This window comes from Streptomyces sp. NL15-2K, from assembly GCF_030551255.1.
GTDB lineage: Bacteria > Actinomycetota > Actinomycetes > Streptomycetales > Streptomycetaceae > Streptomyces.
Map to the genome: position 1 here is coordinate 11,772,955 of NZ_CP130630.1, position 18,579 is coordinate 11,791,533.

Sequence of the window (18,579 nt, forward strand, 5' to 3'; positions counted from 1 at the left end):
CGTTCCAATGGATAGTAAGGGATGTGCTGTGATCGCTCTGCTGCTGGCCCTGGGCAGCTCGCTCGCTTATGGGTGCGCCGATTTCCTCGGCGGACTTGGCGCCCGTAAGGCTCATGTGCTGCGTACCGTGATGATCGCGGCCCCGGCCAGTCTCGCTGTCGAACTGCTGCTGTGGCCAGTGCTCGGCGCCTCGTTCAGCACCGGCGCCCTCGGCTGGGGTGCCGCATCCGGGGTCGCCTCCGCGGCCGCGTTCGCCCTGCTCTACCGCACCCTGGCAATGGGCCCGATGAACGTGCTCTCGCCCGTGACCGCGCTGGTGTCCGCCGCGCTGCCCGTCGGAGTGGGCCTGCTCCAGGGCGAGCACCTGGCCGCCGCCGGACTGGTCGGTCTGCCGCTCGCTCTGGTGGCGGTGGTGCTGGTCAGCGCGGGACACGGCGCCGATTCGGCGCGCCCCTCACGTACGGCGCTGCTGCTGGCCTTCGGCGCGGGCGCCGCCATCGCCCTTCAGCTGGTCTTTCTGCACCAGGCGCCGTCCGACAGCGGGGTGGCTCCGCTGATCATCGGCCGGGCGGTCTCCTCTGCCGTCACCCTGACCGCGGCCGGGCTGATGCACCGCAGACTGGGCCCCGAGCGGCCCGCCTACGCGATGTCGGCGGCCGCGGGTGTGCTGGACTCCGTGGCGAACCTGCTGTTCCTGCTCGCCGCCCGCAGCGGGGACCTCACCGTCGTCGCCGTGATCACCGCCCTCTACCCGGCCGGCACGGTCCTGCTCGCCCGCGGCGTGCTCGCCGAACGCATCCACCGCGGCCAACTCGTCGGCCTGGGCACCGCCGCCGTCGCTGTCAGCGTCCTCGCCCTGACCTGAGCCGCGGCCACCCGACCCCACCGGACAAGGAGAACAGCATGCTGGTTCAACCATGGGACGCGGGCCTGGACGAAGCCGAGTGGCAGACCTGGATCGCCGACGGCCACGACTTCGGACAGCTGAGCGTCAACGGCCCGCCCGGCCACCCGCCGACCGTTGGCCCCACCCATTTCACCTGCGACGGAAACCACCTCCTGATCCACCTCGCCCGGCCCAACCCGGTCTGGAAGGCGATCGAGCAAGAGCCGAACGTCGTCTTCACGGTCATCGGCGACTACGCGTTCGTCCCGGGACCCTGGCGCGCCGCTGCCGGAACCCCGCCCACCGACGGCGTCCCGACCAGCTACTACACGGCCGTCCAGTTCATCTGTCGCGCCCATATCGTCGACGACCCCGAGGCCAAGGCCGACCTGCTGCGCAGCCAGCTCGTCCACTTCCAGCCCGACGGCGACCATGCCCCCGTCGCCGTCGACCAGCCGCCCTACGGCCGGATGCTGCCCGGCATCCGCGGCCTGCGCCTGGAAGTCACCGAAGTACTGGCCAAGGTCAAATACGACGACCACAAGCCCGTCGAGCACCGCACCGCCGTCGCCGACCACCTCACCGCACGCGGCCGGGACCTAGGGGGTGTTTTGAAAGCCCCGCACAGCACCCGCGGCGCCCGGCACGCACCCTCGCCGCACCGGCCAAAGGCCCAAGTAGCTCCTCCCCCACTCTCGGCTTCGCTCGAGCGGGGGGACCCCCATCGAGGGCCTTCGTCCGGCACGCCGAGGGCACGCACCGGACACCGCGGGCACCGCACGGGGCTTTCAAAACACCCCCTAGCCGTGCCCACCGCACGCCAGCAGCTCCGCCGCCTGGACCGCATCGGCCCCTGGAAGCCCTGACCCCCGCCCGCACGCACGCAGGAAACGGAACCCACCCATGCCCGCCTTCCGCCTCAGCCCCGCCGTCGCAGACGCCTTCCCCGACACCCTCATCGCCCTGGTCACCGCGACCGGCCTGCGCGGCCACGAACCCTGGCCCCACACCGCCACCGCCCTGGAGGAACTGGAGCAACAGCTCGCCGACGGCACCTGGCAGCCCGCCGACGAGACCGACCCCCGCATCGAGGCATGGCACACCGCCTACCGCTCCTTCGGCACGAACCCCCGCCGCATCCGCCCCAGCGTCGACGCCCTCGGCCGCCGCCTCGCGAAGAAGGGGACGTTGCCGCGTATCAACCCGGCCGTCGACTCCTACAACGCCGTCTCCGTCCACCACGGTCTGCCCGCCGGCGCCTTCGACCTGGACCACGTCACCGGAGACGTCGACATCCGATACGCGGACGGCACCGAGTCCTTCACCCCGCTCGGTGAACCCGACACCGTCGAGAACCCCAAACCCGGCGAGATCATCTACGCGGACACCACCGGCGTCCTGACCCGCCACTGGAACCACCGCGACGCCCACCGCACCCGCGTCAGCGAGGACTCCACACACGTCGCCTTCGTCCTCGAAACCCTCCACGCCACCCGCGACGGCGACCTTCTCAAGGCCGCAGCCCACGAGTTGCAGGGCCTGCTCGCCCCGCACGCCGAACAGACCGCCGTGCACTACCTCAGCCGGGCGCAACCCCAGGCCATCTGAGAGGAGACCTCGCCGTTGGCTCCACTCCGCCCGTGCCCCCGGCGTGCGGCTGCGCGGGCGGTGGTGTGCGGGCGCCCTCGACTCATTCCGCGTGGGCCGTCGGGCGTCGGAGCGATAGTGTGCTGCCGCCGATACTCCACCAGGGGTGCCGGCCAGCTGAACGCTCAGCCGACGGAAGGAGGCAGCCGTGCCCGAGCCGGTGCTGACGGCTCTCGCACTGACGGGGGCGACCACGGTGGTAGCCGCCATGGCGACCGATGCCTGGCAAGCCACTCGCGCCGGAGTCAACCGGTTGTTCCGCCGCGAAGGCGCCACCCAGGCAGCCATCGACGGCCAACTGGAGGGCGGTGCCCTGCTCGTGGCGCAGGCCGCAGAAGCGGACGCCGTGGAGCAGGCCCGCCAGGCTCTCGTTCCCGTCTGGCAGCTGCACTTCCAGGCGTTGTTGCGCGACCACCCCGAGGTGGCGGACGAGTTGCGCACGCTGATCACCGAGGTGCGCGCCGCACTGCCGCAGAGCCGGCAGAACTGGACGCAGACCAACGTCGCGCGCGACGGCAGCACGGTCTACGCGGCGCAGCGCGGCAACGTCTACCACTACCAACAGCCGCCCGCCGCACCGCCGGTGAGCCCCGCCGGTCCAGCGCCGGGCGTGGCGGACACCGAGGACCCAGAAGGGCCCTGATCGCGGAACACCCAGGCCCGCGGCGTATCGACGTGCGAGGATGGACATCGACCTCTGAACTACCAAATATGGGGATTCGGTGAGCGAGCAGCAGGTCGTGCAGGCCGTCGACGGCTTCGCGTACGGCACGGTCGGCGCGGACATTCACGTCTTGGGGGACGGCGTACCCCTGTACGTACTGGAGAACTGGCGCCCGGCACCGACGCCCGACCCGCAGTGGCTGCGGGAGCTGCCCAGCCGGATGCTCAACGCCCGTTTCGCCGTGGTGGACTTCACCGGACGGACCGACGAACTGGCCGACCTGCGTGCCTGGTCGTCCCGAGGTCCGCGGCTGGCGGCCAGATGGCTGCACGGACCGGGCGGCCAAGGGAAGAGCCGTCTGGCCGACGAGTTCGCGCGCGAGCTGCTCACGGCGGGCTGGAAGGTGGTCACCTGCACCCATGGCCCGGGCAGCGTACTTCCACCGCCCGGCAGTCAGGACATGAGCCTGGACGGTGCCGCCGGAATCCTTCTCGTGCTCGACTATGCCGACCGGTGGCCGCTGGCCCACCTCGCCTGGTTGCTCAGCAACGCCCTGCTGCACCAGCCCGCCGTCCGTACCCGTGTGCTGATGCTGGCACGCACCCCGGACGCCTGGCCCGCCGTCCGCGGGGTGCTCGCCAACCACCAGGCCGGTACGTCGTCCCACGCCCTGGACCCGTTGCCGGGAGACCCGACGGCCGCGGGCGGGGGCATGGGGACCGGCGAGGGCGAGCCCCGAGCCCGATGGGAGATGTTCACCAGCGCACGGGACGGCTTCGCCTCCCGCTACGGCGTCTCCGCGTCCGGCGTGGGCCCGCCGGGGCGCCTGGACCACCCCGACTTCGCGCTCACCCTGGCCGTGCACATGGCCGCCCTCGTGGCCGTCGACGCCCATGTTCTCGGCCGCCGCCCACCGAGCGACATGGACGGGCTCACGATCTACCTCCTGGACCGCGAACATCTGTACTGGGAGCGGATGTACGGCGATGCCACCCACGAACTCGACCCCACTGCCCGTACGTTCGCCACGCCGCCCCGTCAGATGAACCGCATCGTGTTCGCGGCCTCCCTCTCCGGGCCCGTGCCCGGAGAGACCGGACAGGCCATCCTCACGGACCGCTTACCGGCGGCACCACTTCAGCCGTCGGGCGCCCACCCCCTCGCCGCCCCGACCCCGGAGCGGATGCTCGGCGACCACGCCCACTGCTACCCGCCGGCCGGCCAAGCCCGGAACACCGTGCTGGAACCGCTGCACCCCGACCGGCTCGCCGAGGACTTCCTCGCCCTGACCCTGCCCGGTCACCGAGCGGACTACCCGGCCGGCGGCTGGTCGAGGCCCGCGGTCGAGGCGCTGCTGTCCCGCGGCGAAGAGGACGGAGAAGCCGCATGGGCCACGCGGGCCGTCACCGCGCTGGCCTTCGCCGCGCAGCGGTGGCCGCACCTCGGACCGGAGCATCTCTTCCCGCTGCTGCGGGACGACCCCCGGCTGGCCGTGGACGCGGGAAGCGGCGCCCTCTCGGCGCTCGCCGCCATCCCGGACATGGCGCCGGACGTCCTGGAGGCCATCGACGCCCTCCTGCCCCCCCGGACGGCACCCCGACCTCGACCTGGGAGCGGCCGCCGTGGCGGAGGCGCTCCTGCCGCACCGGCTCGCCGCCACCCATGACGTCGCCGAAGACGCCGCTCTCTACCACGCGTTGGCCACCCGGCAGTCCCACGCAGGGCTGCACGCGGAGGCGATCGGCTCCCTGGTGTCCGTGATGTTCAGCCTGCGGATGGTGGTCGATGCCGAGCAGCAGCCCCGCTACGCGGGCGCCCTGTACGACCTCGGTCTCGCCTTCGACGCGGACGGCCGCAGCGAAGAGGCGCTGTCGGCGCTGGAACAGGCCGTGGAGATCTGGCGCCGCCTGGCCGCCGCCGATCCAGACCGCCACGGGCCGGACCTGGCGCTGGCCCTGTCCGGACTGGGGTCCTGCCTGTTGGCACAGGGCCGCACAGCTGAGGGATGGACCGCCGAATCGGAGGCGGCGAAGATCCGGCTGCGTCTCGCGCAGGCTGACCCGGTGGTCTACGGCAAGGAGCTGTCGGACTCGCTGGTCAACATCGCCGTCCACGCGGCGGAGGCCGGCCGCCCCGACGCGGCGCTGGACGCGGCCGAGCAGGCCGTGGCGTACCGGCGGCTCCTCGCCGACCTCGACAAGCCCGAGTACGAGTCCGACCTGGCGGCGGCGCTGTCCAACCTCTCCACCCACCTCGCCGACGCGGGCCGGTGGACGCAGGCCGTCGCCGCCGCCGAGGAGGCTGTGGAGACCGGACGTCGGCTGGCCAGGGCCAACCCGTTGGCTCACGAGGCCGAACTGGCCAGGAACCTCGCCAACCTGGCGAACGCCCTGGCCGAGTCCGGGCAGTCGTCGCAAGCGGTGGCCGTCAGCGAGGAGGCCGTGGAGATCGGACGTCGGCTGGCCCGGGCCAATCCCGCCGCCCACGAAGCCGGACTGGCCCGGAAGCTGACCGACCTCGGCAACCGACTGGCGCAGACGGGACGGCCGGCGGCAGCCCTGGCCGCGGTCCAGGAGGCCGAGACCGTCCTGAGGCGGCTGGCCGGAGCCGACCCGGCCGCCTACGAGGCCGACCTCATGACGAACTTGTGCAACGCCAGCGCCACCTACCTGGCGGTCGGAGAGCGGCACAAGGCGGTGACCGCCGTACGCGAGGCGGTGGACATCGCACGCCGCCTCGGCAGGCAGGCCCTCCCGGCCAACGCCTCAGGACTCGCCACCGTCCTGATCAACGCCGGCAGCGCCTTCATGGCGAGCGGCCGGCGGGACGACGCGCGGATGGCGGCTGAGGAGGCCGTCGGCCTGTGGCGCGTCCTCGCCCGCGACAATCCGTCCCGACACAGCGTCGATCTCGCCGCCTCCCTGGCGAACCTGGGTGTGGTCCAGGCGGCGGCCGGGCGGTACGAGGAGGCGCTCGCCGCGACGGAGGAGAGCGTGGCCGTCGCGCGCGCCCTCCCTCTCCAGGCCCGGGCGGCCCATCGCGCGGACCTCGCCCAGTCGCTCACCAACCTGTGCCTGCGCCGCACGGCCCTCGGCCAGTGGACGCAGGCCGTCGACGCGGGTGAAGAGGCCGTGGAACTCTGGCGAGAGCTGGCCCGGGAGAACCCGGCGGTCCACGAAGCGGGCCTCGCCACCAGCCTCACCCACCTGGGCGCCCTGCACCTGGAGACCGGCAGCGCCCCGAAAGCCGTCCGGTGCACGACCGAAGCGGTACGGCTCCTGCGCCGGCTGGCCGCCGCCGACCCGGCCGCCCGTGAACCCGACCTCGCCCAGGCACTGGCCGATCTCGGCAACGCCCTGGGCAACACCGGCGAACAGCGGGAAGGCCTGGCCAGGGTCTCGGAAGCCGTCGAGATCCGGCGCCGCCTGGCCCGCGAACTCCCCGAGGCACACGAGGGCGACCTGGCCGCAAGCCTCACGGACCAGGGGGCACGCCTCTCGGCCCTCGGCCGGTGGCCGGAGGCCATGGCCTCGTTCATGGAAGCGGTGCGGCTGCGCGGCCGCCTGGCCCACGAGAACCCCCAGGCCGTAGAGCCGGAGCTGGCGATCTCCCTGATCGGACTCGCCGGCGCGCACGCACAGCTGGGCCAGGTGGACGCCGCCTTCGTGGCCGCCAAACAGGCGGTCGACCTCTTCGACCGCCACACCGGACCCGGCGAACAGATGTACGCGCTCCAGCGGGCCCAAGCCCTGCACGTCCTGGCGGCCGTGCTGGTCATGAACGGCCGCGATCCGGACCGGGCACTGCGGGCCGCGAGCGAGGCGGCGGACATGTACGCCGCCCTGTCCGCCGAACGCTCCCTGGACTACGGCCCCTTGTACCAGGCGATCCAAATGACCCGTGCCGCCGCCCTCGAACAACTGGGCCGCACGACCGAGGCCCGCGCTGTCATCAACCGCTTGGACATCCCGTCGACGGGGTTCACCCACGGGTGATTTCTGCTGGGTCGGTGAAATCCGAACCACCGGACATCAGAGGCGGAACGGGGTGTCGAACAGCCGTGCGGTCATGGCATTGTGGCCATACGGACGCAGGCGGAGGTGGACCGCGATGAGCGAGGCCGACCCGGGGCTGTTCGGACCGGATTCGGTGACCTGGCAGATGCACGGCGACCCGATCATGTGGGTCGCGGGAGTCCGTGCGCTCTACCTCCAGGCACTGCACCCGCGCGCCGTGCGCGGCGTCACGCAGAACTCCGACTTCCGGAACGACGCCTGGGGCCGGCTCATGCGCACGGCCACCTTCGTCGGCACCACGACCTACGGCACGACCGAGGCCGCCGAGAAGGCCGGCGCCCGGGTCCGCAAGATCCACAGCAGGCTGTCGGCGACCGACCCCGACACCGGCGAGCGCTACGGCGTCGACGAACCCGAACTGCTGCTGTGGGTGCACTGTGCCGAGATCGACTCCTATCTGCAGGTCGCCCGCCGCTCCGGCTTTCCGCTCACCGACGCCCAGGCCGACCGCTACATCGGCGAACACCGCGTCAGCGCCCGCCTGGTGGGCCTCGACCCCGACGCCGTACCCAGCGATCAGTCCGAGATGAACGCCTACTTCGAGAAGATCCGGCCGGAACTCGCCGCCGGAGAAGAGGCACGCATGGTGGACGACTTCCTGCTCCGTCCTCCGACGCACCCGCTCCTCATCCCGGCGCGCGAGGTGCTGTGGCGGCGCGTGGCACATCTGGCGTACGCCGCCCTGCCACCGTACGCCCACGAGCTGTACGGCCGACCGGCCCCCGAACCCACCACCGTCACCCGCCAGTTGCGCGCCACGGGCACCCTGTTGCGCTGCGTTCCCGCACGTCTGCGCTGGCAGCTCCCGCCCAAACACATCCTGCGCGCCATGGCCCGCCTCGGCCCGGGCTCCCGCCCGGCACCGTACAAACTCGGACCATAGCTCGCCATACTGGACCAGCCAGGGAGGGCGGGGCGGTGACGACGGGGGCGGTCGCAGGAGATGGGGGACAGCAGGCTGATCCAGGGCCGGTACCGGCTGCTCGATCTGATCGGGCGCGGTGGCATGGGCGAGGTGTGGCGGGCGCGCGACGAGTCGCTGGGCCGGCAGGTCGCCGTGAAGTGCCTCAAGCCGCTCGGTACGCACCACGACCAGTCCTTCACCCGCGTCCTGAGGGAACGCTTCCGGCGCGAGGCCCGGGTGGCCGCCGCCCTCCAGCACCGCGGAGTGACCGTCGTCCACGACTTCGGCGAGTCCGACGGCGTCCTCTACCTCGTCATGGAGCTTCTGGAGGGCCGCAACCTCAGCCAGCTCCTGGAGGACAACAAACAGCACCCGCTGCCCGTCCCTGACGTCGTCGACATCGCCGACCAGGTCGCCGCCGCCCTCGCGTACACCCACCGCCAGGGCATCGTGCACCGCGACCTGAAACCCGCGAACATCGTCCGCCTCACCGACGGCACGGTGAAGATCTGCGACTTCGGCATAGCGCGCCTCGGCCACGACATCGGCTTCACCTCCCGGCTGACCGGCACCGGCATCGCCATGGGCACCCCGCACTACATGTCGCCGGAGCAGATCAGCGGCACCGAGGTCGACCAGCGCAGCGACCTGTACTCGCTGGGCTGCGTGCTGTACGAGATCGCCACCGGGGCACCGCCCTTCGACCTCGACGATGCCTGGGCCATCCTCGTCGGCCACCGCGACACGCCTCCCCGCCCGCCGCGCAGCCACCGCGCCGACCTGCCCGAGTACCTGGAGCAGGTCATCCTCGACCTGCTGGCCAAGCGGCCCGAGGAACGTCCGCACGATGCCCGCGAGCTGGGCCGCCGGATCGGCGAGGGCCGCCTCACGCCGACGTACGTGCCGACCGTCGTGACCCCGCAGCCGGAACTCCGTCCGCTGGAGCCGGCGCCGTCCCGCGAGGCCCGCCTGCCGTCCTGGACCCGCGGCATGACCACCGGCCACAAGGCCACCGGCGCCCGCCTCGGCACCACACCCCCGGACGCCGGAGCCGGACTCACCGGCGAGTGGATCCCGCGGCCGGTGACCGGCCGGCCCGAGGAACCCGTGGCGGACGGGCCGCCCACCCCCTCCCCGGAGGCGGTCACCGCGCTGGCCGGACGGCACAACGCGGGACTCAGCCTCGGACGGCTGGGCCGCTGGGCTGAGGCCGGCGAGGTGCACCGCGCGGTCGCCGCCGAACGCGAGTACCTCCTCGGCCCCGACCACCCCGACACCCTCGCCAGCCGCTACGAGGTCGCCTTCACCTACAGCCGCACCGGCCGCGCCGCCGACGCCCTGCGCGAGTACAAGCACGTCGCCCGATCCAGGAGCATCGCGCTCGGCCCGGACCACCCCGACACCCTCGCCGCCCGCCAGGAAATGGCCTACGTGCTGGGCCAGCTGGGCCGCCACTTCGACGCCCACCAGGTGTACAACTCGGTGCTCGCGGCACGCGAGCGCACCATGGGCGCCGACCATCCCGACACCCTGCGCTGCCGGCACAACCTCGCCTTCAACCTCAGCAGACTCGGCCGCCTGGAGGACTCCTACCGCATGGCCTGCGATGTGGCGGCCGCCCGCGCCCGGGTCCTCGGCCCGCACCACCCCGACACCCTGGTCACCCGCTACGAGGTCGCCTACGCCCTGGGACAGTTGGGCCGCTGGCAGGAGGCCCTGCAGACCTACCGCGAGGTCGCCGAGGCCCGCGCCCAGGCCCTCGGCCCCGACCACGCCGACACCCTCGCCGCCCGCTACGAGGTCGGCATCAGCCTAGGCCGGCTCGGCCGCAGCGCGGAGGCGCTCCAGCTGTACCGCGACCTCATCGACGACCGCACCCGCGTCCACGGCCCCACCCACCCGGAGACCCTCCGCGCCCGCCACGGCCTCGGCGTCAACCTCGGCCGCCTCGGCCGCTGGGAGGAGGCCCTCGCCGAGTCCCGCGACGTGTGCGCGATCCGCGAGCGCGTCCTCGGCCCCGACCACCCCGACACCCTGGTCAGCCACCGCGAGGTGGCCGTGGGTCTCGGCTGGCTCGGCCGCTGGGCGGACGCGCTCGCCGAGTACCGCCGGGTGGCCGACGCCCGCGAGCGCGTCCTCGGCGCCGCCCACCCCGACACCCTCGCCAGCCGCAACGACGAGGCCCACTGCCTGGAACAGCTCGGGCGGGGCGCCGAGGCCGTGGAGCTCTACCGCCGGGTGGCCGTCCTGCGGCAGCAGCGGACCTCGGGCGGCCCCTAGTAGTGCTTCGTTACGTTGAGTGATCTCGGCTGATCGTGGGTAGCTTTCCGGAGTGAGGTTGGGGGAAGTGGACCGGCTCCGGGGCGAGTTGGCGGAGTTCGTTGCTGATGTGTTCGGGTCGTTGCCGCGGCGGGATCAGCGGCGGTGGGGCGAGTGTTATGTCCGGGGCCTGATGCTGGACGGCCGGCGCAAGTCGATCCAGCCGATGGCCGAGCGTCTGCCGGACGGGAACATGCAGGCCCTGCAGCAGTTCGTGAACCAGTCGCCGTGGGATCCGCTGCCGGTCAGACAGCGGATCGCCGAGCGGCTGTCCGAGGTGATCACACCTGAGGTGTGGGTGATCGACGACGTGTCGTTCCCCAAGTGCGGCAAGGCGTCGGTCGGGGTGGCCCGCCAGTACTGCGGAGCGGTCGGCAAACGGGCGAACTGCCAGGTCGCGGTCAGTGTCCATGCCGCCACCGACACCGCCTCGTGTCCGTTGGAGTGGCAGTTATATCTGCCGCGTGAGTGGACGGACGAGCCGGACCGATGCCGCAGGGCAGGCATCCCCGATCACGTGGTGCACCGGGAGAAGTGGCGTCTCGCGCTCGGCCTGCTGGACACACTCGCCGAGTGGCAGTTGAAGGCACCGGTCGTGGTCGCCGACGCCGGCTACGGCGTCAGCACCCCCTTCCGGCTCGGTCTCCAGGAGCGAGGGCTGTCCTATGTCCTGGCCCTGAACGGGAAGGAAGTCGCCCACCCGGAGGATGCCGAGCCGCACCAGCCCGCTTATGGCGGGCTCGGGCCGCCCCCCCTTCCCCGCTACCGCACCCCACCGCGAGCCGTCTGCGTCCTCGCAGCGCAGGCGGGTGCGGAGCGGTTCACCGAGGTGACCTGGAGGCAGGGCAGCAAGGGCGCGATGACCTCACGGTTCGCGGTGCTGACAGTGCGGCCCGCGGGCAAGCAGTCCCTGGCCGCAGCTCAGGAGGCGGGCGGCGGCCGCAACCGGTGGGACGGCGTCCTGCCCGTCCAGACACTCCTCGTCGAATGGCCGGAGGGCCAGGACGCCCCGACGGACTACTGGATATCGAACCTGCCCGCCACCACACCCGTCGCTGACCTGGTGCGGTGGGCCAAGATGCGCTGGCGGATCGAACATGACTACCGCGAGCTCAAGCATGGCCTGGGACTGGACCACTTCGAGGGCCGCACCTGGCGCGGCTGGCACCACCACGTCACCCTCGTCACCGCCGCCCAGGCATTCCTCACCCTCAGGCGGCTCGACCCAAAAGTCCACATACCGGCCTGACCCTCTACCAGGTCCTCGACGTTCTTCAGGACCTGCTGAGGTGCTGGACCGGTACCTGCACCACCTGCGGACGCCCCCTGCCCAGCCCCCGGAGCAGCCGCAGACAGCCCACAACCTAACGAAGCACTACTAGGGCCCTTCTGATGGACCTCCGCGGCGTCGCGACGCCCGGCACGCACCGAACGCCGCTCCTTCTCCCGCGGAGATCCATCAGAAGGGCCCTGGCCCCGGCGCGGCGCTCCTCTGGCCGATGTGGATCACCCCGTGTTACGAAGAACCATGCCTGCACACGAGGGACACCGGACGTACGACGCCGTCGTGATCGGCGGCGGCCACAACGGCCTCGTCGCCGCCGCCTACCTGGCCCGGGCCGGACGCTCCGTGCTGCTGCTGGAGCGGCTGGACCACACCGGCGGCGCGGCCGTCTCCACCCGGCCCTTCGCCGGCGTGGACGCCCGGCTGTCGCGCTACTCCTACCTGGTCAGCCTGCTGCCGAAGAAGATCGTGCGGGACCTCGGCCTGGACTTCCGTATCCGCACCCGCACCGTCTCGTCGTACACCCCCGTGGAACGGGACGGCCGGCCGACCGGACTCCTGGTCGGCGGCGGCGAGCGGCGCACTCGGGAGGCCTTCGCCCGGCTGACCGGCGGCGGCCGCGAGTACGAGGCCTGGCAGCGCTTCTACGGCATGACCGGCCGCGTCGCCCAGCGGGTCTTCCCGACGCTCACCGAACCGCTGCCGACCCGCGACGACCTGCGCCGCCGTATCGACGACGAGGACGCCTGGCGGACCCTCTTCGAGGAGCCGATCGGGGCGGCGATCGAGGACCGCTTCGCCGACGACCTGGTACGGGGCGTGGTCCTCACCGACGCCCTCATCGGGACGTTCGCCGACGCCCACGACCCCGCGCTGCGGCAGAACCGCTGCTTCCTCTACCACGTCATCGGCGGCGGCACCGGTGCCTGGGACGTCCCCGTCGGCGGCATGGGCGCCCTCACCGACGCCCTGGCCTCGGCGGCACGCGCGGCGGGCGCCGTCCTCGCCACGGGGCACGAGGCCGTACGGATCGACACGGACGGCCGTACCGCCGAGATCACGTACCGGACCGCTGACGGGGACGGTGTCGTCGCCGCCCGGCACGTCCTGGTGGGCGCCTCCCCGCAGGAACTGGCGGCCCTCACGGGCGACGAACCCCCGACACCCGCCGAGGGCGCCCAGCTCAAGGTGAACATGCTCCTCAAGCGCCTGCCGAGGCTGCGCGACACCTCCGTCGACCCCCGTGAGGCCTTCTCGGGCACCCTCCACATCGCCGAGGGCTACGAGCAGCTGGCCACCGCCCACGCCCAGGCCGCGTCCGGCGCACTGCCCACCGCTCCGCCCTCCGAGATCTACTGCCACTCGCTCACCGACCCGACGATCCTCGGCCCGGACCTCGTCGAGCGGGGCTACCAGACGCTGACACTGTTCGGGCTGCACGCGCCTGCCCGGCTCTTCGCACGGGACAACGACGGCGTACGCGATGAGCTGCTGAAATCGACCCTCGCGCAGCTCGACGCCCACCTCGCCGAGCCGCTCGCCGACTGCCTGGCGACCGACGCGGACGGACGCCCGTGCATCGAGGCCAAGACCCCGCTGGACCTGGAGCGCGACCTGCGTCTGCCCGGCGGCAACATCTTCCACCGCGACCTCTCCCGGCCCTACGCCCAGGAGGACACGGGCCGCTGGGGCGTGGAGACCCGGCATGCGAACGTGCTGCTGTGCGGGGCGGGGGCCGTGCGAGGGGGAGGGGTGAGCGGGGTGCCGGGGCACAACGCGGCGATGGCGGTGCTGGAGGCGTCGGAGCACTGAGCGCTGCATGCGTCGGCGCATGAGGGGTACCGCGACATAACGGAGATTCCGTACATCCGCAGGGAGGCTGCCATGGCGGACCTCAGCCCCATCGACCTGCAGAAGGCCCTCAGCGGCATGGACTACCCCACGGACAAGAAGCACCTGGTGGAGCGTGCCCGCAAGAACAAGGCCGACGACAAGATCGTCAGCCGCCTCGACGGTCTGAAGGAGGACCGCTTCGACGGCCCGAACGAGGTACAGAAGGCCGTCTTCAACCAGTAGCGGACCGGCCCCGTCCAGTGCGGGGCCCGATCAGTCGGCCGACGGCGTCCACCCCGCCCCCTCGATCCGCGCCGCGTCCGCAGGGCGTGCTTCGTCGAACAGAACGCCGTCGGCCGTGGCGACGCGCAGCCCGTCGACGTACGCCCCCCGGCCGACGTACTGGCGGTCGGTCGCGTACCGCCAGCGCAGTGTGAGCCCGCGGGCGGCCGGGAGGTCCGCCGTCAGCCGGTGCCAGACGCGGCCGGAGAATCCGGTGACCGAGCCCGCCGGGTTTCGGCGCGGCTCTTCGCCCCGGCGCGTGGTGGTGAACGGGACGGGCCGCCAGGTGTCACCCTCGTCGGCCGAGGCCTCCAGGGTGAGCGCGTCCGACCGGGGTTCGGTGTCCCACCACAGCGCGCAGCGCAGCCGTGCGTCGCCGGACGACGTGTCCAACGCGGGCAGCGTGAGCGTGGCGGTGGTGGCGCTCGCCGTCCCGGAGAACCAGGCGGTACGTCCGTGCGCCGGGCGGACCGGTACGGCGCGGGCCAGGTGGTTGGCCGCGGCGACCCGGGGAGCCGAGCCCGAGCGCCAACTGCGCACGGGATGGACGGAGTTGCCGAGGACGACGAGGAAGGAGTCGGTCGTCGGGTCCAGCACCAGCGAGGTGCCGGTGAAGCCGGTGTGCCCCGCCGTGCGCGGGGTGGCCATCGCGCCCATGTACCAGTGCTGGTAGAGCTCGAAGCCGAGACCGTGCTCGTCGCCGGGGAAAGCCGTGTTGAAGTCGGTGAACATCAGCTCCACCGACTCGGGTCGGAGGATCCGGGCCCGGCCGTGGACACCGCCGTTGAGCAGCGTCCGGCCGAGTACGGCCAGGTCCCAGGCGCTCGAGAACACACCCGCGTGGCCCGCGACCCCGCCGAGACTGAAGGCGTTCTCGTCGTGCACCTCACCCCACACCAGCCCCCGGTCGAGGCCCGACCACGGCTTGCGTGCGTCCTCGGTGGCGGCGATCTTCGGCTTCCACGAGGCGGGCGGGTTGTAGCGGGTGCGGCGCAGGCCGAGCGGAGCGGTGACCTCGTCGTGGAGGAGGGTGTCCAGGGTGCGGCCCGTGATCCGCTCCAGCACCAACTGGAGCGAGATCAGGTTCAGGTCCGAGTAGAGGTAGGCGGAGCCGGGCGGGTTGAGGGGCGCCTCCTTCCAGATGAGCTGGAGCTTCTCCTCGTACGTCGGCGCGTTGTACAGCGGGATCCACGCCCGGAACCCCGAGGTGTGTGTGAGGAGCTGACGGATCGTGATGTCCTGCTTGCCCGCACCGCCGAACTCCGGGAGATGCGCGGCGACCCTTCCCTCCAGCTTCAGTGCGCCCCGCTCGATCTGCTGCACGGCGAGGATCGAGGTGAACAGCTTCGACACCGAGGCCAGGTCGAAGACGGTGTCCTCCGCCATGGGAATCCGCTCGTCGGCCGGGAACTCGACGCCGGTGTCGGTCTTCTCGTCGTACGTCTGGTATCGCACGGCCATGCCGATCGGCTGGTGCAGAGCCACGGTGCCGCCACGTCCGGCGAGCAGGACGGCGCCCGCGTACCAGGGGTGCTGGGGCGAGGGGCCGAGGAACGCCTGTGCGTCGGTGACGAGTTGACGCAGGTGGGCGGGGAGCAGTCCGGCGCGTTCGGGGGAGCCGTGGCGCAGGGTGGGGTGCGTGGTCGCCGGGCCGGCGGCCGCCGGCCCGGCCGGGAAGGGGGCGATGGCGAGGGCGCCGCCCAGAGTGAGGGCCCTGCGGCCCAGTTGGCGGCGCGTCAGCGCGCGCAGCTCGCCCGTCTCTCTGTCCGCTGCGTCTTCCGTCATGGTGAACCTCCCGCTGCCTGAAAGTATCTTTCCGGGATCACCTTGCGGTGTGAAACTTTTATGTCAGGTGTGCGGTGTGTCAATGGAGTCTGCGGTCGACGAAATCTGACGGAGCATCAGAAAAACTCTTCCGTCGTCCGGAGGACTGCGGCATCCTGCGCCCATGCAGACGGAGCTGAGCAAGAAACTGGGAGTCGAGCACGCCGTCTTCGGCTTCACGCCGTTCCCCGCCGTCGCGGCGGCCATCAGCCGGGCCGGCGGTTTCGGAGTGCTCGGCGCGGTCCGCTACACGGCCCCCGACGACCTCAAACGCGACCTCGACTGGGTCGAGGCACACGTGGACGGCAGGCCGTACGGCCTGGACGTCGTCATGCCCGCGAAGAAGGTGGAAGGCGTCAGCGAGGCCGACGTCGAGGCGATGATCCCCGAAGGGCACCGGCAGTTCGTCCAGGACACCCTCGCCAAGCACGGCGTGCCCGAACTGGCCGAGGGCGAGGCGTCCGGCTGGCGCATCACCGGATGGATGGAGCAGGTGGCCCGCAACCAGCTCGACGTCGCCTTCGACTATCCGATCAAGCTGCTCGCCAACGCGCTCGGCTCCCCGCCCGCCGACGTGATCGCCCGCGCGCACGACCGCCGCGTCCTCGTCGCCGCGCTCGCGGGCAGCGCCCGGCACGCGCGCAAGCACAAGGAAGCCGGCATCGACATCGTCGTCGCCCAGGGGTACGAGGCCGGCGGACACACCGGCGAGATCGCCTCCATGGTGCTCACGCCCGAGGTCGTCGACGCCGTCGACCCGCTGCCCGTGCTGGCCGCCGGGGGCATCGGCAGCGGTCAGCAGGTGGCGGCCGCTTTCGCGCTCGGCGCCCAGGGGGTGTGGCTGGGCTCCATATGGCTGACCACCACAGAGGCCGACATGCACTCGCCCGCCCTGACCCGCAAACTGCTCGCCGCCGGCTCCGGCGACACCGTCCGCTCCCGTGCCCTGACCGGAAAACCCGCACGTCAGCTGCGCACCGAGTGGACCGACGCCTGGGACGACCCGGAGGGACCCGGCACCCTCCCCATGCCCTTGCAGGGCCTGCTCGTCGCGGAGGCCGTCTCACGGATCCAGAAGTACGAGGTCGAGCCCCTGCTGGGCACGCCCGTCGGCCAGATCGTCGGCCGGATGACCAGCGAACGCAGCGTCCAGGCCGTCTTCGACGACCTCACCCGCGGCTTCGAGCGGGCCGTCGACCGCGTCAACCGCATCGCCGGAAGGAGCGGCCAGTGACGAGCACACCACCGCCGGGATTCTGGGCCCAGGCCACCGCCGACCCCGACCGTACGGTCCTCATCGCGCCGGACGGCGAGCAGTGGACCGCCGGCCGCCTGCACGGCGCCGCCAACCGGCTCGTGCACGGCCTGCGTACCGCCGGCCTCGAACGCGGTGACGCCTTCGCGGTCGTCCTGCCCAACGGACCCGAGTTCTTCACCGCGTACCTCGCCGCCACCCAGGCCGGGTTCTACCTCGTCCCCGTCAACCACCACCTCGTCGGCCCCGAGATCGCCTGGATCGTCGCTGACTCCGGCGCCAAGGTGCTCCTCGCCCACGAGCGCTTCGCCGGCCCCGCGCGCCACGCCGCCGACGAGGCCGGCCTCCCGGCCACCCACCGGTACGCGGTCGGCACGGTCGAGGGCTTCCGGCCGTACGCCGAACTCCTCGACGGGCACCCCGAGTCGGCGCCCGCCGACCGCACCCTCGGCTGGGTCATGAACTACACCTCGGGCACCACCGGCCGCCCGCGCGGCATCCGGCGCCCGCTGCCCGGCAAACCTCCCGAGGAGGCCTACCTCGGCGGTTTCCTCGGCATCTTCGGCATCCGCCCCTTCGACGACAACGTGCACCTCGTCTGCTCGCCGCTCTACCACACCGCCGTACTCCAGTTCGCGGGCGCGTCCCTGCACATCGGCCACCGCCTGGTCCTGATGGACAAGTGGACACCTCAGGAGATGCTCCGCCTCATCGACACCCACCGGTGCACCCACACCCACATGGTCCCGACCCAGTTCCACCGTCTGCTGGCGCTCCCGGAGGAGACCCGGGCCCGCTACGACGTCTCGTCCATGCGCCACGCCATCCACGGCGCCGCCCCCTGCCCCGACCATGTGAAGCGGGCGATGCTCGACTGGTGGGGCCCCTGCGTGGAGGAGTACTACGCGGCCAGCGAGGGCGGCGGAGCCTTCGCCACCGCCGAGGACTGGCTGAAGAAACCCGGCACCGTCGGCAAGGCCTGGCCCATCAGCGAACTTGCGATCTTCGACGACGACGGCAACCGGCTCCCGCCCGGCGAACTCGGCACCGTCTACCTGAAGATGAACACCGGCGGCTTCGCGTACCACAAGGACGAGGCCAAGACGAAGCAGAACCGCATCGGCGACTTCTTCACCGTCGGAGACCTCGGACTGCTGGACGAGGACGGCTATCTCTTCCTCCGCGACCGCAAGATCGACATGATCATCTCGGGCGGCGTCAACATCTACCCGGCCGAGATCGAGTCCGTCCTGCTCGCCCACCCCGCCGTCGCCGACGCCGCCGCCTTCGGCATTCCGCACGACGACTGGGGGGAGGAGGTCAAGGCCGTCGTCGAACCGGCCCCCGGCCACGAACCCGGCCCCGCCCTCGCCGCCGCGATCCTCGACCACTGCGCCGAGCGACTCGCGGGCTACAAGCGGCCCAAGAGCGTCGACTTCATCTCCGAGCTGCCCCGCGACCCCAACGGCAAGCTGTACAAGCGACGGCTGCGGGAGCCGTACTGGGAAGGCCGCACCGCCCGGGAAGGTGCCCCGCCGCGCTGACGCCGATTGGCGCGACGGGTTCGCGGCGGAGTTCACTGGTGCACGACCGCACACTGAAAG

Annotated in this window: 13 protein-coding genes and 1 pseudogene; 13 read left to right on the top strand and 1 reads right to left on the bottom strand. The window is 72.0% G+C overall.

The window, feature by feature from the left end:
* Positions 1-28: 28 nt before the first annotated feature.
* From Q4V64_RS51570 to Q4V64_RS51620, 11 genes and pseudogenes are all read left to right on the top strand, one after another.
* Positions 29-865 (top strand): DMT family transporter, encoded by an 837-nt coding sequence (locus Q4V64_RS51570; RefSeq protein WP_124445187.1) that lies wholly within the window; start codon positions 29-31, stop codon positions 863-865.
* A 38-nt stretch (positions 866-903) separates the two neighbouring features.
* Positions 904-1,473 (top strand): annotated as a pseudogene (locus Q4V64_RS51575) (FMN-binding negative transcriptional regulator); the annotation flags it as partial.
* Positions 1,474-1,789: 316 nt separating this feature from the next.
* On the top strand, positions 1,790-2,494 hold the full coding sequence (locus tag Q4V64_RS51580) for a phenylalanine--tRNA ligase beta subunit-related protein (protein ID WP_124445188.1): 705 nt from the start codon (positions 1,790-1,792) through the stop codon (positions 2,492-2,494).
* Positions 2,495-2,681: 187 nt separating this feature from the next.
* Positions 2,682-3,176, top strand: coding sequence for a hypothetical protein (locus Q4V64_RS51585; RefSeq protein WP_124445189.1), 495 nt, complete (start codon positions 2,682-2,684; stop codon positions 3,174-3,176).
* 79 nt (positions 3,177-3,255) lie between these two features.
* Positions 3,256-4,863, top strand: coding sequence for an ATP-binding protein (locus tag Q4V64_RS51590; protein ID WP_124445190.1), 1,608 nt, complete (start codon positions 3,256-3,258; stop codon positions 4,861-4,863).
* Positions 4,820-7,192, top strand: a complete 2,373-nt coding sequence (locus tag Q4V64_RS51595) for a tetratricopeptide repeat protein (RefSeq protein WP_124445191.1) — start codon at positions 4,820-4,822, stop codon at positions 7,190-7,192. The genes Q4V64_RS51590 and Q4V64_RS51595 overlap by 44 nt, the downstream gene beginning before the upstream one ends.
* A 115-nt stretch (positions 7,193-7,307) precedes the next feature.
* On the top strand, positions 7,308-8,156 hold the full coding sequence (locus Q4V64_RS51600) for an oxygenase MpaB family protein (RefSeq protein ID WP_124445192.1): 849 nt from the start codon (positions 7,308-7,310) through the stop codon (positions 8,154-8,156).
* Positions 8,157-8,216: 60 nt separating this feature from the next.
* Positions 8,217-10,457 carry a serine/threonine-protein kinase gene (locus Q4V64_RS51605; RefSeq protein WP_303715149.1) on the top strand — a complete coding sequence of 747 codons (2,241 nt, stop codon included), beginning with the start codon at positions 8,217-8,219 and terminating at the stop codon, positions 10,455-10,457.
* 52 nt (positions 10,458-10,509) lie between these two features.
* On the top strand, positions 10,510-11,745 hold the full coding sequence (locus tag Q4V64_RS51610) for an IS701 family transposase (RefSeq protein WP_303709834.1): 1,236 nt from the start codon (positions 10,510-10,512) through the stop codon (positions 11,743-11,745).
* A gap of 279 nt (positions 11,746-12,024) precedes the next feature.
* Positions 12,025-13,593 (top strand): NAD(P)/FAD-dependent oxidoreductase, encoded by a 1,569-nt coding sequence (locus Q4V64_RS51615; RefSeq protein WP_172629582.1) that lies wholly within the window; start codon positions 12,025-12,027, stop codon positions 13,591-13,593.
* Between the two features lie 72 nt (positions 13,594-13,665).
* Complete coding sequence (locus tag Q4V64_RS51620; protein ID WP_124445271.1) at positions 13,666-13,857, top strand: DUF2795 domain-containing protein; 192 nt, start codon at positions 13,666-13,668, stop codon at positions 13,855-13,857.
* Positions 13,858-13,887: 30 nt separating this feature from the next.
* On the opposite strand, the gene Q4V64_RS51625 is transcribed toward Q4V64_RS51620, so the two are convergent.
* Positions 13,888-15,681, bottom strand: coding sequence for a serine hydrolase domain-containing protein (locus tag Q4V64_RS51625; protein ID WP_124445272.1), 1,794 nt, complete (start codon positions 15,679-15,681; stop codon positions 13,888-13,890).
* A 163-nt stretch (positions 15,682-15,844) separates the two neighbouring features.
* On the opposite strand from Q4V64_RS51625, the gene Q4V64_RS51630 reads away from it, so the two are divergent.
* Together Q4V64_RS51630 and Q4V64_RS51635 are read left to right on the top strand one after the other, a co-directional pair.
* Positions 15,845-16,954: a nitronate monooxygenase family protein gene (locus Q4V64_RS51630; protein WP_124445273.1), complete on the top strand. Its 1,110-nt coding sequence runs from the start codon at positions 15,845-15,847 to the stop codon at positions 16,952-16,954.
* Positions 16,951-18,519, top strand: a complete 1,569-nt coding sequence (locus Q4V64_RS51635) for an acyl-CoA synthetase (protein WP_124445274.1) — start codon at positions 16,951-16,953, stop codon at positions 18,517-18,519. Before Q4V64_RS51630 ends, Q4V64_RS51635 begins: the two co-directional genes overlap by 4 nt.
* Positions 18,520-18,579 lie beyond the last annotated feature (60 nt).

Excerpts from the sequence above, each read along its gene's own strand:
- Q4V64_RS51630 (WP_124445273.1), top strand. The coding sequence starts at position 15,845 with ATGCAGACGGAGCTGAGCAAGAAACTGGGAGTCGAGCACGCCGTCTTC.
- Q4V64_RS51625 (WP_124445272.1), bottom strand. The coding sequence starts at position 15,681 with ATGACGGAAGACGCAGCGGACAGAGAGACGGGCGAGCTGCGCGCGCTG.
- Q4V64_RS51620 (WP_124445271.1), top strand. The coding sequence starts at position 13,666 with ATGGCGGACCTCAGCCCCATCGACCTGCAGAAGGCCCTCAGCGGCATG.
- Q4V64_RS51580 (WP_124445188.1), top strand. The coding sequence starts at position 1,790 with ATGCCCGCCTTCCGCCTCAGCCCCGCCGTCGCAGACGCCTTCCCCGAC.
- Q4V64_RS51615 (WP_172629582.1), top strand. The coding sequence starts at position 12,025 with ATGCCTGCACACGAGGGACACCGGACGTACGACGCCGTCGTGATCGGC.
- Q4V64_RS51605 (WP_303715149.1), top strand. The coding sequence starts at position 8,217 with ATGGGGGACAGCAGGCTGATCCAGGGCCGGTACCGGCTGCTCGATCTG.
- Q4V64_RS51600 (WP_124445192.1), top strand. The coding sequence starts at position 7,308 with ATGAGCGAGGCCGACCCGGGGCTGTTCGGACCGGATTCGGTGACCTGG.